This is a genomic window from Scandinavium sp. NPDC088450 (assembly GCF_044900545.1).
Classification (GTDB): Bacteria; Pseudomonadota; Gammaproteobacteria; order Enterobacterales; family Enterobacteriaceae; genus Scandinavium.
In genome coordinates this window covers 24,953-40,129 of sequence record NZ_JBJDNI010000022.1, presented here as the reverse complement: position 1 = coordinate 40,129, position 15,177 = coordinate 24,953, and the positions used below count along the sequence as shown (strand labels likewise).

The following is a 15,177-nucleotide window of genomic DNA, read 5'->3' as shown; positions in this document are numbered from 1 at the left end:
GAATAACTAACGCCATATCATTTTTAGTTGCAACAATTCAGCAATAGACTTTATAAGTAATAAATAACAATTTGCTACTATATATGTTCAAGTGTAACCGCGCGATAAACTTATATGTTTAGAATGCACTTTGATTCATTGCGGTTTCTCACGTTTCATATGAAATGGTATCAGGTTTAATTTCTGATTTTTCGTTGCGAAGTACTTGAGCAAAAGGCAGGTTAAACTCGATATCTGAATGCAAAGTAATCATGAAGCAGGCGGAACGGAGACTAACGTAGACAGGAATATGCCCGGCGTTGCACCGGACATCCGATATTTAATCAAGGCATCACAGCCCCTTCAGCAGTCGCTCAATAAACTCCGGCACCACAGCGCTGGCAAGACCATAGTGCTTTTCTTCAAACTCACTGCCGACCTGGCTCGGTTCGAGGTTCAGTTCTACGGTATGCGCGCCCTGCAGTTTGGCTTCATGCACAAAACCCGCTGCGGGGTAGACGTGGCCTGACGTGCCGATAGCGATAAAAACATCAGCCTTAGCAAGCGCTTCGTAGATTTCGTCCATTCCCAATGGCATTTCACCAAACCATACCACGTGTGGGCGCAGAGGTTGTGGGAACTGGCAGCAGTGGCATTTGTCGTCAACGGTCACATCGCCGGTCCATTCCAGCACCTGCCCGCTCCACGCACAGCGCACTTTGAGCAGTTCGCCGTGCATGTGGACCACTCGCTGGCTTCCTGCCCTTTCATGCAGGTTATCGATGTTCTGCGTCACCAGCAGGAAACGATCGCCCAGCGCTGCTTCCAGCTTCGCTAACGCCAGATGCGCCGCATTGGGCTGGATTTCAGGTTGCTGCAGTTGCTGACGACGAGCGTTGTAAAAAGCCTGCACCAGGGCCGGGTCTCGGGCGAAACCTTCTGGCGTCGCCACGTCTTCTACCCGATGTTCTTCCCATAAACCGTCCGCTGCACGAAATGTGCGGATCCCGGACTCAGCCGAGATCCCCGCGCCGGTCAATACCACAACTCTCGGTTTGGCCATTTCTTCAGGTGCAATACGATCTCTGAAGAACACCCGTTGGCGCAGACGATCGTGCAACCGACGTTTGGTAAGGCGAAAACGACTGAGTCGATGAAAGCGACGCGACTGCATAAAAGCCCCTGTAATTAGTCTTTGAGATGCAGGAATGAGGCACCGCGCATTCCGCCGGCATCACCATGGCGAGCACGTTCGATACGAGGAACGCGTGCCACCGGTAACAGATGACGCGGCAAACGTGCTGCCAGCCCTTCTGTTATCGCAGTAAAGTTAGACAATCCACCGCCAATCACCACTAAATTGGGGTCGACAATGGTCAGAATATTGCCCAAACAAACGGCAAGCAAGTCGAGATAACGCTCAACATGCTCGCGGGCGGCAGAGTCACCCTTTTCCCAGAGTGCGACGATATCAGGGGAAGAAAGCGATTGTTGATTGAAATGGTTGTACAGCCACGCAAAACCGCGCCCAGAAAGGTAGTTTTCGATACAGCCTAATTGACCGCAACCACAGCGGGTTAGCGGAAAATCTCGCCCTAAAATCTCAAGCGCATCAACAGGCAGACGGATATGCCCAAATTCGCCAGTGATGTAGCTATGACCGGTTATCGATTTGCCGTTCAACACCAGCCCACCGCCCACGCCAGTGCCGAGGATAAGCCCCATTACCAGCGGATATTGCGTGAACTCATCGTCCCAGGCTTCAGAAAGCGCAAAACAATTGGCGTCGTTATCGAGGCGGACATCGCGGTCAAGGAGGGAAGAAAGGTCGCGGCGCAGTGGCTTGCCGCTGGCGGCTGGAACGTTGGCGGCATACAGCGTGCCGTCTTCGGTTTCCGGCATCCCCGGGATACCAATCCCGACGCTGCCTTTTACGCCAAAGCGCTCGTCGGCTTCAGCAACCAGCCCACAAACAGCCTGAAGAAAGGCGTCATAGCTGTCTCGCGGCGTGGCGATGCGCTTTTCCCACTGCAAGCGCCGCTGGCTGTCGAAGACGCCAAGGGCAATTTTGCTGCCGCCAATGTCAAATCCGTAGTACATCGTAATTCCTCTTTACTGACCCAACAGGTCAGGACATAAAGAGTGGCGTGCTGGCTGATCTTCGCGGACCCGGTTTGTAGGCCCGGTAAGCGTCAGCGCCACCGGGCTATCACCATCAGACCTTATGCCGGGTGGCGGCTTCGCCTAACCCGGTCTACAGCCAATGCGACATCAACACCTGCACTCCACTGAATTACTGGCCACTTAACACTCTTGCAGGATCAATCCGGCTGGCGCGACGGGCAGGATACCAGCTCGCCAGCAAACTCAGCACCAGTGCCGTGACCAGCACATAAAAGACATCCAGCCAGTGCAATTCAGACGGCAGGAAGTCGATAAAATAGATATCGCCCGACAGGAACTGATGACCAATCAGGGTTTCGATCCCCTTGATGATGGTCGTCAGATTCAGGGCACACAGCACGCCAATCACCACGCCACTGAGGCTGCCCAGCAGCCCAGCCAGCAGACCGTACCAGACGAAAATAGCGCGGATCAGGCCATCTTTTGCACCGAGCGTGCGTAGCACCGCGATGTCGCTGCTTTTATCTTTGACGGCCATCACCAGCGTGGAAACGATGTTAAAGCAGGCTACGCCAATCACCAGAATCATCGCCAGATACATGATCGCGCGGATCATTTGGATATCGCGGTACATATAGCCATACGTGCCAATCCAGCTCTTGATGTACACGTAGCTGTTCGTCACTTCGCCCGCGTCGCGTACCAATTTGTTGGCATTAAAGACGTCGTTTACTTTGATGGCAATGCCGGTCACGCTGCTGCCCATGTCAAGATACTGCTGGGCGTCGGGCATTGGGATCATTGCAAAGCTGTGGTCAAGCTGGCCGCTCAGTTGCAGAATGCCCGTCACGTGCAAACGAACACGTTTAGGTTGCAGAAGCTGATGCTCTTTGTCGGAGTTAGGGATCATGATTGACACCCAATCGCCCTGCTTCACCTTCAGCGCATCGGCCACGCCTTTACCCAGAATGATTTGCTGGCTGCCCGCTTTGAAATCGGCCCATGCGTTGTTCTGCACATACTGTGGCAGCGCGCTCAGCTTGCTTTCTTGTTGTGGGTCTACGCCTTTAATTTGAATCGCGCGCAAGTTACTGCCGCTCTCGATCAGGCCCGTGAAATTGATATACGGCGCAGCCGCAGCAATCCCCTTCACTTTTTCGACCTTGTTCAGCGCCTCGTTCCAGTTATTCCACGGTTGATTAACCGGCTCGATTTCGCCATGCGGAACAACAGCCAGAATGCGGTTATTCAGCTCACGTTCGAAACCGTTCATTGCGCTCAGACCAACGATCAGCACCGCCACGCCCAGCGCAATACCCACTGTCGAAATGACCGAAATCAGCGACACCATGCCGCCACGACGGCGACCACGGCTGAAGCGTAAACCAATTAGCAGGGATAACGGAGAAGCCATTTACTGCGCTCCCATCAGGGTCAGCTCGGCATTCAGGTGACCGTCACGCATCTCCAGTTGGCGACTCATTCGCTTCGCCAGTTGCAGATCGTGCGTGACAACCAGAAACGCCGTTCCCTGCTGTTTGTTCAGATCGCCAAGGAGCTGGAAAATGCTGTCTGCATTACGCGCATCCAGGTTACCGGTGGGCTCATCCGCCATCACCAGACGCGGGTTATTCACCAGCGCACGGGCAATCGCCACACGTTGACGCTCACCACCAGAAAGTTCAGACGGACGATGGCTGCGACGATGATCGAGGCCCACGGCCGCCAGCATAGCGCGCGCGCGTTCCTGAATTTCAGCAGGCTTCTTCTTCCCAATCAGCAGCGGCATCGCCACGTTTTCCTGCGCGGTGAAATCTGGCAGCAGATGGTGGAACTGGTAGATAAAGCCCAGTTCGCGGTTACGCAGTTCGGCTTTGGCCGCTAAAGACATTTTGGAAAGTGGTTTGCCGCTAAAAATCACGTCGCCTGAAGTGGGCGTATCAAGGCCGCCCAACAGGTGCAGCAGCGTACTTTTGCCGGAACCGGAGCTGCCGACAATCGCCATCATTTCGCCTTCCTCAATGCTGAAGCTGACATTGTGCAGCACGTCGGTCTGCACGGTGCCTTCCTGATAGCGTTTGCACAGGTTGTCGCATTGCAACAGGATTTTATTCATAACGTAATGCCTCAGCGGGTTGAGTGGCGGCAGCGCGCCAGGAAGGATACAGCGTAGACAGCAGTGCCAGCAGCATCGCCACCAGCGCGATAACGATCACCTGCAGCGGTTCAATCGCTACCGGCAACGCGCCGCCATCGACAAACGCGCCGATGATCGGCATCAAATTATTCAGTTGGCTTGCAAGCAACAAACCGAGCAGCGCACCTAACAGTGCGCCAATTACCCCTGCGCTCGCGCCCTGCACCATAAACACCGCCATAATCTGGCGCGGCGTCAGGCCCTGGGTTTGCAGGATAGCCACTTCGCCTTGTTTCTCCATCACCATCAGGCCAAGCGAAGTAATAATGTTAAACGCGGCAACAGCGACAATCAGGCTCAACAGTAAGCCCATCATGTTTTTTTCCATCCGCACAGCCTGGAACAGCTCGCCCTTACGCTCACGCCAGTCCTGCCATTTGGTGCCTTCTGGTAATTTTTGCGCGCTCAGGGTGTCAACTTCCAGCGGCTTATCCAGCCATAAACGCCAGCCGGTGATGTTGCCTAGGGGATAACGCATCAGACGTGAGGCATCCTGAATGTTGGTCAGCATCTGGTAGCCGTCGACTTCGCTGTTGGCAGCAAACGTGCCAATAACGTTAAACAGGCGCTGACTTGGCACACGCCCCATCGGCGTGAACTGGCTTGCGGATGGCACCATAATGCGAATCTGGTCGCCCCTTTTTACACCAAGCTGCCCGGCCAGTTGCTCGCCAAGAATGACGTTATATTGCCCCGCTTCCAGCGCGGTTTGTTTCACGTTGACGAGATAAGGGGTGAGCGGGTCATTCTGCGTGGGATCAATCCCCAATATGACGCCCACCGCTACGCTACGCGGGCTTTGGATAACCACATCCCCCGTAGTTAACGGCGCGACGCGTGTCACGCCCTGCAGTTTGGCTTTGCTTTCAGGAAGCTGTTGAGGATTAACCGAACCTTGTTCAGAACTGAGTACCGCCTGCGGCATCAGCCCCAGGATGTTGTTTTGCAGCTCACGCTCGAAGCCGTTCATGACCGACAACACGGTCACCAGCGCCATGACGCCAAGCGTGATGCCGATGGTCGAAAGCCAGGAGACAAAGCGACCGAAGCGGTCTGCTGCGCGCCCACGCATGTAACGCAGGCCAATGAATAGTGCGACAGGTTGGTACATGTAATCCGTCTGGTTGCTGTTAGCTAGAGCCCGAGTATATAAGCGAAAGCCGGGAGCGTAAATGCGAGAAGTCAGATACGGCCTGCCGTAAGAGCATTTTAAAATGAAAAAATACAGTCTGTTACTGGTTTTGGCTGTTCGGCCGTGAAACAGAGGTACAAAAGTCCGAAAGCATAGAAAAGCCGCCTTTGTGGTTAAAGGCGGCTTTATTGAAAGGATTCGCGTGTGAACGGATTACTTCTGCGTCACCTGAATCTCAATGCGGCGGTTTTTCGCGCGATTCTCATCCGAATCATTTGGCGCAACCGGGTTCGTTGAGCCAAAGCCTTTCGCTATCAGGCGTGCAGCCGGTACACCAAGCGTAACCAGTTCCTGCTTCACGGAATCTGCACGCTGCTGAGACAACTGCATGTTGATTTCATCTGTCCCGGTGTTATCGGTGTAACCTGCCAGCAGTAAGTCGACCCGCGGGTACGCTTTCATAATATCGGCGATATTTTGCAGCTGTTCCTGCGACTCTGGCTTTAATTCCGGACTGTTGGTTTCAAATAACAGGCGGTCGAAGGAGAACCACAGTGACGGGGATACAGGCTTGTCACTTTCAATAAACTTCAGTAGTTTATTTTCAACACCCAACTCAGGAATATTCAGTGTGGTGCCATCGGGTAATGCACGTTTGAAAAATGCCCCAAGGTTTTTCCACATAGTGGAATGTGTTGCCACTGTTTGAGTATCATTATTGCAGCTACGCAGCATGAAAAGCGCCCCTGCCAGCAAAGCTAACAGTAACAGCAACCAAAGCCATTTTTTGGATTTGCATTTTTTCTTCTCAGACTTCACCACCGGCTTTTTATTCAGAAGATGGTGCAAATCCACGCCCTGCACTTGCTCATCTTTAAGCCAGGATTTTAACGACAGTCCCTGCGCCGATTTGTTTTGCAGATACGCTTTCATGGGTTTGAACAGCAGCAGTGTCCCAAGGTTCATCAATGCTGACGTAGAGGCCGGCTTGACGCCGACTTTTTCAGCCAAATGACGTTCAAAGTGCTCCTGACCGTCCGGAAGAATGGTGTTCAAAATATCGTGAATGACATGCCCTTTGGCAGAAAACTGCATCAGCGTGTCCAGGGATGTTTTGCCTAAATCCAGCGCAGGGCACTCTTTAATTAAATTCAGGAGCGTCGCCGGCGATTCATTCCACTCAAGCCAGGTGTGCGCTTTATCGAATAAATAGGCGATGACATTTTCCAGCGAGGAAATAATGAGACCGTGACCTTCGCCCGTGTACACCGATACTTTCTCAAGTAACTGTGGCGTCAATTCATGCTCAATCGCATCAATAATATTCTTATTCATAGTAATCCTTTAATTTCAGAAGGCCAGCAACATGGTGGCCAATAACGCAATCCAACAAACTCGCAAATCCTATTTCCTGAACTTTTAAAGTCAACCAAATAGGGAATTCGAGAGTTTTAAACCACCCTGTTTCAGGGCAGTAATTAGGGCGATAAAAAAAGAGAAATAACTCAACCTTGACTGACTGGCCTGATGAGGCCATCGGCGGTTTGCTAAACCCTGATGATCAAGGATAATAAGCCTCATTGAAGAAAGGCGGTTTGCCCCCACAATCAGAGGTAAACCCACGAGGGACCTGACATTACCTATGCCTGAACTAGCTGAAAACCAACGCTATACCCTGCCTGTCAAAGCAGGTGAACAACGTCTTTTGGGTGAGCTGACCGGTGCCGCCTGCGCGACCGAAGTGGCTCAGATTGTGGAACGCCACAACGGGCCCGTGGTGCTGATTGCGCCCGATATGCAAAATGCGTTGCGCCTGCATGACGAAATCAGTCAGTTCACCGATCAGAGGGTGATGAATCTGGCGGATTGGGAAACCTTGCCGTATGACAGTTTCTCTCCTCATCAGGAAATTATTTCCTCGCGCCTTTCGACGCTCTATCAGCTTCCCACCATGCAACGCGGCGTATTGATTGTTCCCGTCAATACTCTGATGCAACGAGTCTGCCCACACAGCTATCTGCACGGGCATGCGCTGGTGATGAAAAAAGGCCAGCAACTGTCTCGTGATGCGCTTCGTGCACAGCTCGATAGCGCGGGCTATCGCCATGTGGATCAGGTCATGGAACACGGCGAATATGCCACTCGAGGCGCGTTGTTAGATTTGTTCCCAATGGGCAGCGAGCAACCTTATCGACTGGACTTTTTCGATGATGAAATCGACAGTCTGCGTCTGTTTGATACCGATACTCAACGCACCCTGGAAGAAGTCGAAGCCATCAATTTATTGCCCGCACACGAGTTCCCAACGGACAAAACCGCTATCGAGCTGTTTCGCAGCCAGTGGCGAGATAAGTTCGACGTTAAACGTGATGCCGAGCATATCTACCAGCAGGTCAGCAAAGGCACCTTGCCTGCGGGTATTGAATACTGGCAGCCTCTTTTCTTTAGCGAACCTTTGCCACCGCTGTTTAGCTATTTCCCGGCAAATACGCTGCTGGTCAGCACCGGCGATCCGGAAGCCAGTGCACAGCGTTTTGAAATCGATACGCAAGCACGTTTCGAAAATCGTGGTGTTGACCCGATGCGCCCTCTTCTGCCACCAACCCAACTGTGGCTTCGTGTCGATGAATTGTTTAGCGAGCTGAAAAAATGGCCGCGCGTACAGCTCAAAACAGAGCAGCTCGCTGAAAAAGCCGCCAACGTGAATCTGGACTATCAAAAGCTGCCAGACCTGGCGGTACAGGCGCAGAACAAAGCGCCGCTCGATAACCTTCGTCGCTTCCTTGAGTCTTTTGAAGGCCCGGTGATTTTCTCAGTCGAAAGCGAAGGCCGTCGTGAAGCGCTGGGTGAACTGCTGTCACGCATCAAGCTGGCCCCTAAACGCATTCAGCGCCTTGACGAAGCCACGGGGAATGGTCGTTTTCTGATAACTGGCTCTGCCGAGCACGGCTATATTGATACGCTGCGCAATCGGGCGTTAATTTGCGAAAGCGATCTGCTCGGCGAGCGTGTAGCTCGTCGCCGTCAGGATTCGCGTCGCACCATCAACCCGGACACGCTGATTCGCAATCTTGCCGAATTGCATGAAGGACAACCCGTCGTCCATCTGGAACATGGTGTGGGCCGTTATGCCGGCATGACGACGCTGGAAGCAGGCGGCATCACCGCTGAATATCTGATGCTCATCTATGCCAATGACGCGAAACTGTATGTTCCTGTGTCTTCTCTGCATCTGATTAGCCGTTACGCCGGTGGCGCGGAAGACAATGCTCCGCTGCACAAATTGGGTGGCGATGCCTGGGCAAGAGCACGTCAAAAAGCGGCGGAAAAAGTTCGTGATGTAGCGGCTGAACTGCTCGATATCTACGCGCAGCGAGCAGCCAAATCAGGTTATGCCTTTAAACACGATCGCGAGCAATATCAGCTCTTCTGCGACAGCTTCCCGTTTGAAACTACCCCAGACCAGGCGCAAGCCATCAATGCCGTGCTGAGTGATATGTGCCAGCCGTTGGCAATGGACCGACTGGTGTGCGGCGATGTGGGCTTCGGTAAAACCGAAGTGGCCATGCGCGCCGCTTTCCTGGCAGTAGAAAACAACAAACAGGTTGCGGTGCTGGTGCCGACTACCCTGCTTGCTCAGCAGCATTTCGACAACTTCCGCGATCGCTTTGCTAACTGGCCAGTGCGCATTGAAATGCTCTCACGTTTCCGCAGTGCCAAAGAGCAAACCCAGATTCTGGAACAAGCTAGCGAAGGCAAAATCGACATTCTGATCGGCACGCATAAACTGCTGCAAAGCGACGTGAAATGGCGTGACCTCGGCTTGTTGATTGTTGACGAAGAGCACCGTTTTGGTGTGCGTCATAAAGAACGCATTAAAGCGATGCGTGCCGATGTCGACATTCTGACCCTGACGGCAACGCCTATTCCGCGTACACTGAACATGGCGATGAGCGGTATGCGTGACTTATCGATTATTGCCACGCCACCCGCTCGCCGCCTGGCAGTCAAAACCTTCGTGCGCGAGTATGACAATCTGGTTGTGCGTGAAGCGATTCTGCGTGAGGTGCTGCGCGGCGGTCAGGTTTATTACCTCTATAACGATGTCGAAAACATCCAGAAAGCCGCAGACCGCCTGGCAGAACTGGTGCCTGAAGCCCGTATTGCTATCGGCCATGGGCAGATGCGCGAACGCGAGCTGGAACGGGTGATGAACGATTTCCACCACCAGCGTTTCAACGTGCTGGTGTGTACCACGATAATCGAAACCGGGATCGACATTCCGACGGCCAACACCATCATCATTGAACGCGCCGACCACTTCGGCCTTGCTCAGTTGCATCAGTTACGTGGGCGTGTTGGGCGTTCGCATCATCAGGCCTACGCGTGGCTGCTAACGCCGCATCCAAAGGCCATGACCACCGACGCGCAAAAACGTCTCGAAGCCATTGCCTCTCTGGAAGATTTAGGCGCAGGCTTTGCGCTGGCAACCCATGACCTCGAAATTCGTGGCGCGGGTGAGTTGCTGGGTGAAGATCAGAGCGGTTCGATGGAAACCATTGGCTTCTCGCTGTACATGGAACTGCTGGAAAATGCAGTGGATGCGCTGAAAGCGGGCCGTGAGCCGTCGCTGGAAGATCTCACCAGCCAGCAGACCGAAGTTGAGCTGCGTATGCCGTCATTGCTGCCGGACGATTTTATTCCGGACGTTAACACCCGCCTCTCTTTCTATAAACGTATTGCCAGTGCCAAAGGCGAGCAGGAGCTCGATGAGCTGAAAGTTGAGCTTATCGACCGCTTCGGTCTGCTGCCGGATGCCGCACGTAACCTGCTGGATATTGCTCGTCTTCGCCAGCAGGCGCAAAAACTGGGCATTCGCAAGCTTGAAGGGAATGAGAAAGGCGGCGTGATTGAGTTCAATGAAAAGAATCACGTGAACCCTGCCTGGCTTATCGGCCTGTTGCAGAAGCAGCCTCAACACTATCGTCTGGATGGGCCGACACGCCTGAAGTTCTTCCAGGAGCTGACCGAACGCAAGGCCAGAATGGAATGGGTGCGCAACTTTATGCAACAGCTTGAAGAGAACGCTGTCGCCTGATCCCCTTCCCGGCGTCGGCTGTCGCCGGGACTTCTTCCCCGCTTCTTTACACACTCTTTGCAATTCACTGAAACATCCAGACACGGCCTGACGCCATAATGAGGGTTTCCCCTGCTCAATCACCGTTATGGATGTGCTGTGATGATGATTCAATCGCGTTTCCTGCGGCTGATGGCGCTGTTGGCCCTCGCTGCAACTGTTGCTGTGGCTTTACCCGCCCGCGCCAATACCTGGCCTCTTCCACCTGCTGGCAGCCGTCTGGTCGGCGAAAACCGTTTTCACGTTGTCGCTAACGATGGCGGCTCTCTGGAAGCTATCGCGAAAAAATACAATGTCGGTTTTTTGGCTTTACTTCAGGCAAACCCCGGTGTTGACCCGTATGTTCCACGCGCCGGCAGCGTGCTGACGATTCCACTGCAAACTCTGCTGCCCGATGCCCCGCGAGAAGGTATGGTGATCAACCTTGCCGAGCTGCGTCTCTATTATTACCCGCCTGGCAAAAACAGCGTCACGGTTTACCCAATTGGCATCGGTCAGTTGGGAGGCGACACACTGACGCCAACCATGGTGACCACGGTTTCCGATAAGCGCGCCAACCCTACGTGGACGCCAACGGCCAACATCCGCGCCCGTTACAAGGCCAACGGGATTGATTTACCTGCCGTAGTGCCTGCCGGGCCAGATAACCCGATGGGTCATCACGCTATTCGCCTGTCGGCCTATGGCGGCGTGTATCTTCTGCATGGAACCAACGCTGACTTCGGTATTGGCATGCGTGTGAGCTCCGGCTGTATCCGTCTGCGTGATGGCGACATCGAAACGCTGTTCAGGCAAGTGACGCCTGGCACCAAAGTGAACATCATCAATACGCCAATCAAAGCGTCGGTTGAGCCAAACGGTGTGCACCTTGTGGAAGTGCATCAGCCGCTGTCTAAACATCTTGATGATGACCCGCAGGTGCTGCCCATTTCGCTCAACAGCACCCTGCAGGCTTTCAAAAACTCAGCGCAGACAAATGCTTCTGTGATGGAACATGTGATGGAAGTGCGCTCCGGTATGCCGGTGGATGTCACCACTCACGGTGAAGCATCGGCGCAAACGCTGTAAACCCTCCCCTTTCTGAGAACAAAAAAAGACCACGACAAATGTCGTGGTCTTTTTTATGGCAGTGGCATTGCCGAGGGTTAAATAAGGAGGGCCTTATTTATAAATTACCGCAGTCCCGTGTAGGGAGTTCGGACCGGTAACTGAGGTAATACGGAATGATTTGGCGCCCATGGCGTCGGCTTTCTGTGCCAGTTGGTCTTCCAGAGAGCCCAGGTTGGTGCCTGCGTCAGCAGAGATAACGCCGACTTTGTGTTGGTCAACCGGAGTGGACTGAACTTCTACCGCTGCGAAGCTTGCGAATGACAGTGAACTCAGGACGGCAGCAACAGCGAAAGTTTTGATGCTTTTCATGATTTTTTACCTTTGCAGATGAATTTTGCCGGGTCGTTATTATTAACTTAACGATCGATAGGGAAATGATAATGTGATCTGCGTCACACGTCAACGCCTTTTTATAATGGTTATTATATAAATAATTTATCTCTTATTTTTCATATCGATATGAGAATTTTATTTTGTCTCATCCGGCGCTGGTTATGCTGAGGGTTTATTTTTATAATGAACGTTCAACACATCCATAGAGGTACAACGGCACCATGACAACTGACGTTGCAAGTTGCGTAAAAAAAAGCCGTGGCCGACCAAAAGTGTTCGACAGGGAAGCGGCGCTCGATAAGGCCATGACACTCTTCTGGCAGCACGGCTATGAAGCAACATCACTTGCGGATTTAGTGGAAGCGACAGGTGCGAAAGCCCCGACGCTGTACGCAGAATTCGTCAACAAAGAAGGCCTGTTCCGGGCTGTTCTGGATCGCTATATCTCACGCTTTGCCGAAAAACACGAAGCTCAACTTTTTTGTGAAGAGAAGCCGGTAGAACAAGCGCTGCGTGATTATTTCAGCGCTGTGGCCACTTGCTTTACCAGCAAAGACACCCCGGCTGGCTGCTTTATGATTAACACCTCGGCGACGCTTGCGGCCTCCTCGAAGGACATTGCGCGAACGATAAAATCTCGCCACGCAATGCAGGAAAAAACACTCTGCGAGTTTCTGACTCAACGTCAGGCTCGCGGTGAAATCCCTGCCGATAAGCCCGTGTGCGAACTGGCCCTGTTCCTGAGCTGCATTCTGCAAGGGATGTCCATCAGCGCTCGTGAAGGCGCAAGCTACGAATCGCTGATGAAGATAACGGACACTACGCTGCGACTGTGGCCACAGATGCTGAAAATCTGATTGCGGCAACAGCTGCCATGCCGGGTGGCGGCTTCGCCTTACGCCGGCCTACGACACGCACCAGGCCTGGCAAGCGCAGCGTCGCAGGGCAATGAGCCATAAAAAAGGCCCCTCAGCCTGAGCGAATGAGGGGCCAATTAACAGATAAACTGCTTTTTTAGGCTTTGTTAGTCAAAACTAGCTGACCATTGCTGTCGAGTGGGATCTGAGTACCAGGATCTTTATCCATACGGATTTTCCCCTGCTGATCGCCAATTTTGTAGGTCACATCGTAACCCAACATCTTATCTGACTTGTCGTACACGGTTTTACAGCGCTGCTGCGTGGTGGTGTACGTATCGTTATCCTGCATTGAACCCTGAATCTGGTTACCAGCATAACCACCGCCTAACGCCCCGGCGATGGTGGCAACATCTTTACCACGTCCACCCCCAAACTGATGGCCAATCACGCCACCCGCTACAGCTCCGAGCACTGAACCGGCAATACGGTTTTCATCCTGAACCGGACGGCGATGCGTCACCGCAACGTTCCGACATTCCTGACGAGGTGTTTTCACTGACTCTTTAATGGGCGTTGCAGAGATAACCTGCGCATATTGTGGGCCACGATCAAGCACGTTCAGACTGGCCACCGCCGCCACACCCAGCGCAGCAGCTACGCCAATCCCTATACCCGCTAACATTGATTTATTCACGGGAGTTCCTCCTTTGTTGCTGTTGGTAACAATTTTGCAACCAGAAGGGGACGTTGGATATAAGAAAACCCCTGAAAAAATCGCCGGGAAACGGCGGATTCGAGTGATTCAGAGCATTCTGAAGGATAGAAATTGGATTTTAAAGAGGTAGAAAAGATGCCGGTGGCATAGCGCCACCGGGCATAAGGCAATCAGTGCAGTTTAAGGCGAGGACGGATCACGCGGTTGATGCTACCCACCAGCATCATTAACCCGGTTTTGAAGTAACCGTGCAGCGCAATCTGGTGCATACGGTACAGGGAAATGTACACGAAGCGGGCGATGCGCCCTTCTACCATCATTGAGCCACGCATCAGGTTGCCCATCAGGCTGCCGACGGTGGAGTAGTTCGACAAAGAAACCAGCGAGCCGTGATCTTTGTAGGTGTACGCCTTCAGCGGCTTGCCTTTGATCTGCGCCAGGATGTTGTTCAGCGCGCAGGTCGCCATCTGGTGAGCGGCCTGAGCACGCGGTGGCACGAAGCCCCCTTCCGGGCGAGCACAAGAGGCGCAGTCACCAATCGCGTAGATATCCGCATCACGGGTGGTTTGCAGCGTTGGCTCAACCACCAGTTGATTGATGCGGTTGGTTTCCAGGCCGCCGATGTCTTTCATGAAGTCTGGCGCTTTGATGCCCGCAGCCCACACCATCAGATCGGCATTGATGTACTCACCTTCTTTGGTGTGCAAACCGCCTGCATCGGCGCTGGTGACCATGGTCTGCGTCAGTACGCGTACGCCCATTTTGGTCAGTTCGCTGTGCGCTGCACCGGAAATACGTGGCGGCAGTGCAGGCAGAATACGTTCCCCTGCTTCCACCAGCGTGACGTTCAGCGCTTCGTTGGTCAGCCCTTTGTAACCGTAGCTGTGAAGCTGTTTCACGGCGTTATGCAGCTCTGCGGAAAGCTCTACGCCCGTGGCACCCCCGCCGACAATGGCGATATTTACCTTACCGTTCGCGCCCAGGTTACTGGAGTGCTTGAGGAACAGGTTAAGCATTTCCTGATGGAAACGACGCGCCTGATGCGGGTTATCGAGGAAAATGCAGTTCTCTTTTACGCCCGGCGTGTTGAAATCGTTAGAAGTACTGCCCAGCGCCATCACCAGCGTGTCGTACGGCAGCTTTCGCTCTGGCACCAGCAGCTCGCCTTTTTCGTCACGCAATTCGGCCAGCGTCAGGGTTTTGGTCTCACGGTTGATATCCACCACAGAGCCCAGTTGGAACTGGAAATGGTGGTTACGCGCATGGGCCAGATAGCTCAGCGCATCTACGCCTTCATCCAGTGAACCGGTAGCCACTTCATGCAGCAGCGGTTTCCACAGATGGCTGTGATTACGATCGACCAGCGTGATTTTCGCTTTTTTGCCACGGCCAAGCTTCCGACCCAACTGAGTCGCCAGCTCAAGCCCGCCAGCACCACCGCCCACAATCACAATCTTTTTCAATGGTGTAGTCAACGTGACCCCCTCAAATTATTAACCAATTGTTAATTAAAAGTTATTAAAATAACCTTTAATTAACAACAGGTTACTGCGCCTGAAAACGTAACTTCAGCGAAGAATACCATGGGAG

At 53.1% G+C, this 15,177-nt stretch carries 12 protein-coding genes; 3 read left to right on the top strand and 9 right to left on the bottom strand.

The window, feature by feature from the left end; translation table 11 throughout:
* Positions 1 to 331: 331 nt before the first annotated feature.
* The 6 genes from cobB to ACI2I2_RS17715 all read right to left on the bottom strand — a co-directional run bounded on the left by cobB (position 332) and on the right by ACI2I2_RS17715 (position 6,767).
* Positions 332 to 1,153: a Sir2 family NAD+-dependent deacetylase gene (gene cobB, locus ACI2I2_RS17740; protein WP_404659081.1), complete on the bottom strand. Its 822-nt coding sequence runs from the start codon at positions 1,151 to 1,153 to the stop codon at positions 332 to 334.
* 14 nt (positions 1,154 to 1,167) lie between these two features.
* The gene (nagK, locus tag ACI2I2_RS17735; protein WP_404659080.1) at positions 1,168 to 2,079 is read right to left on the bottom strand and encodes an N-acetylglucosamine kinase; all 912 of its coding nucleotides are present in this window, start codon (positions 2,077 to 2,079) and stop codon (positions 1,168 to 1,170) included.
* Between the two features lie 193 nt (positions 2,080 to 2,272).
* Entirely contained in the window at positions 2,273 to 3,517 is a 1,245-nt protein-coding gene (lolE, locus tag ACI2I2_RS17730; RefSeq protein ID WP_404659079.1) for a lipoprotein-releasing ABC transporter permease subunit LolE, read from the bottom strand.
* Positions 3,518 to 4,219 (bottom strand): lipoprotein-releasing ABC transporter ATP-binding protein LolD, encoded by a 702-nt coding sequence (lolD, locus tag ACI2I2_RS17725; protein ID WP_404659078.1) that lies wholly within the window; start codon positions 4,217 to 4,219, stop codon positions 3,518 to 3,520.
* Positions 4,212 to 5,411, bottom strand: coding sequence for a lipoprotein-releasing ABC transporter permease subunit LolC (lolC, locus tag ACI2I2_RS17720; protein WP_404659077.1), 1,200 nt, complete (start codon positions 5,409 to 5,411; stop codon positions 4,212 to 4,214). The genes lolD and lolC overlap by 8 nt, the downstream gene beginning before the upstream one ends.
* A 234-nt stretch (positions 5,412 to 5,645) precedes the next feature.
* The gene (locus tag ACI2I2_RS17715) at positions 5,646 to 6,767 is read right to left on the bottom strand and encodes an OmpA family protein (protein WP_404659076.1); all 1,122 of its coding nucleotides are present in this window, start codon (positions 6,765 to 6,767) and stop codon (positions 5,646 to 5,648) included.
* A gap of 307 nt (positions 6,768 to 7,074) precedes the next feature.
* Between ACI2I2_RS17715 and mfd the strand changes: the two genes are divergently transcribed.
* Both mfd and ACI2I2_RS17705 read left to right on the top strand, forming a co-directional pair.
* Complete coding sequence (gene mfd, locus ACI2I2_RS17710) at positions 7,075 to 10,530, top strand: transcription-repair coupling factor (RefSeq protein WP_404659075.1); 3,456 nt, start codon at positions 7,075 to 7,077, stop codon at positions 10,528 to 10,530.
* 141 nt (positions 10,531 to 10,671) lie between these two features.
* Positions 10,672 to 11,637, top strand: a complete 966-nt coding sequence (locus ACI2I2_RS17705; RefSeq protein ID WP_404659074.1) for a L,D-transpeptidase family protein — start codon at positions 10,672 to 10,674, stop codon at positions 11,635 to 11,637.
* Positions 11,638 to 11,730: 93 nt separating this feature from the next.
* Here ACI2I2_RS17705 and bhsA read toward each other — a convergent pair whose 3' ends face one another.
* Positions 11,731 to 11,988 (bottom strand): multiple stress resistance protein BhsA, encoded by a 258-nt coding sequence (gene bhsA / locus ACI2I2_RS17700; RefSeq protein ID WP_330982016.1) that lies wholly within the window; start codon positions 11,986 to 11,988, stop codon positions 11,731 to 11,733.
* A gap of 245 nt (positions 11,989 to 12,233) precedes the next feature.
* Here bhsA and ACI2I2_RS17695 point away from each other — a divergent pair, with 245 nt between their 5' ends.
* A complete protein-coding gene (locus tag ACI2I2_RS17695) occupies positions 12,234 to 12,869 on the top strand; it encodes a TetR/AcrR family transcriptional regulator (RefSeq protein WP_404659073.1) in 636 nt (211 codons plus the stop codon).
* A 157-nt stretch (positions 12,870 to 13,026) separates the two neighbouring features.
* Here ACI2I2_RS17695 and ACI2I2_RS17690 read toward each other — a convergent pair whose 3' ends face one another.
* Together ACI2I2_RS17690 and ACI2I2_RS17685 are read right to left on the bottom strand one after the other, a co-directional pair.
* Positions 13,027 to 13,566 carry a glycine zipper 2TM domain-containing protein gene (locus ACI2I2_RS17690; protein WP_330982018.1) on the bottom strand — a complete coding sequence of 180 codons (540 nt, stop codon included), beginning with the start codon at positions 13,564 to 13,566 and terminating at the stop codon, positions 13,027 to 13,029.
* Between the two features lie 191 nt (positions 13,567 to 13,757).
* Entirely contained in the window at positions 13,758 to 15,062 is a 1,305-nt protein-coding gene (locus ACI2I2_RS17685) for an NAD(P)/FAD-dependent oxidoreductase (RefSeq protein WP_404659072.1), read from the bottom strand.
* Between the last annotated feature and the right edge of the window lie 115 nt (positions 15,063 to 15,177).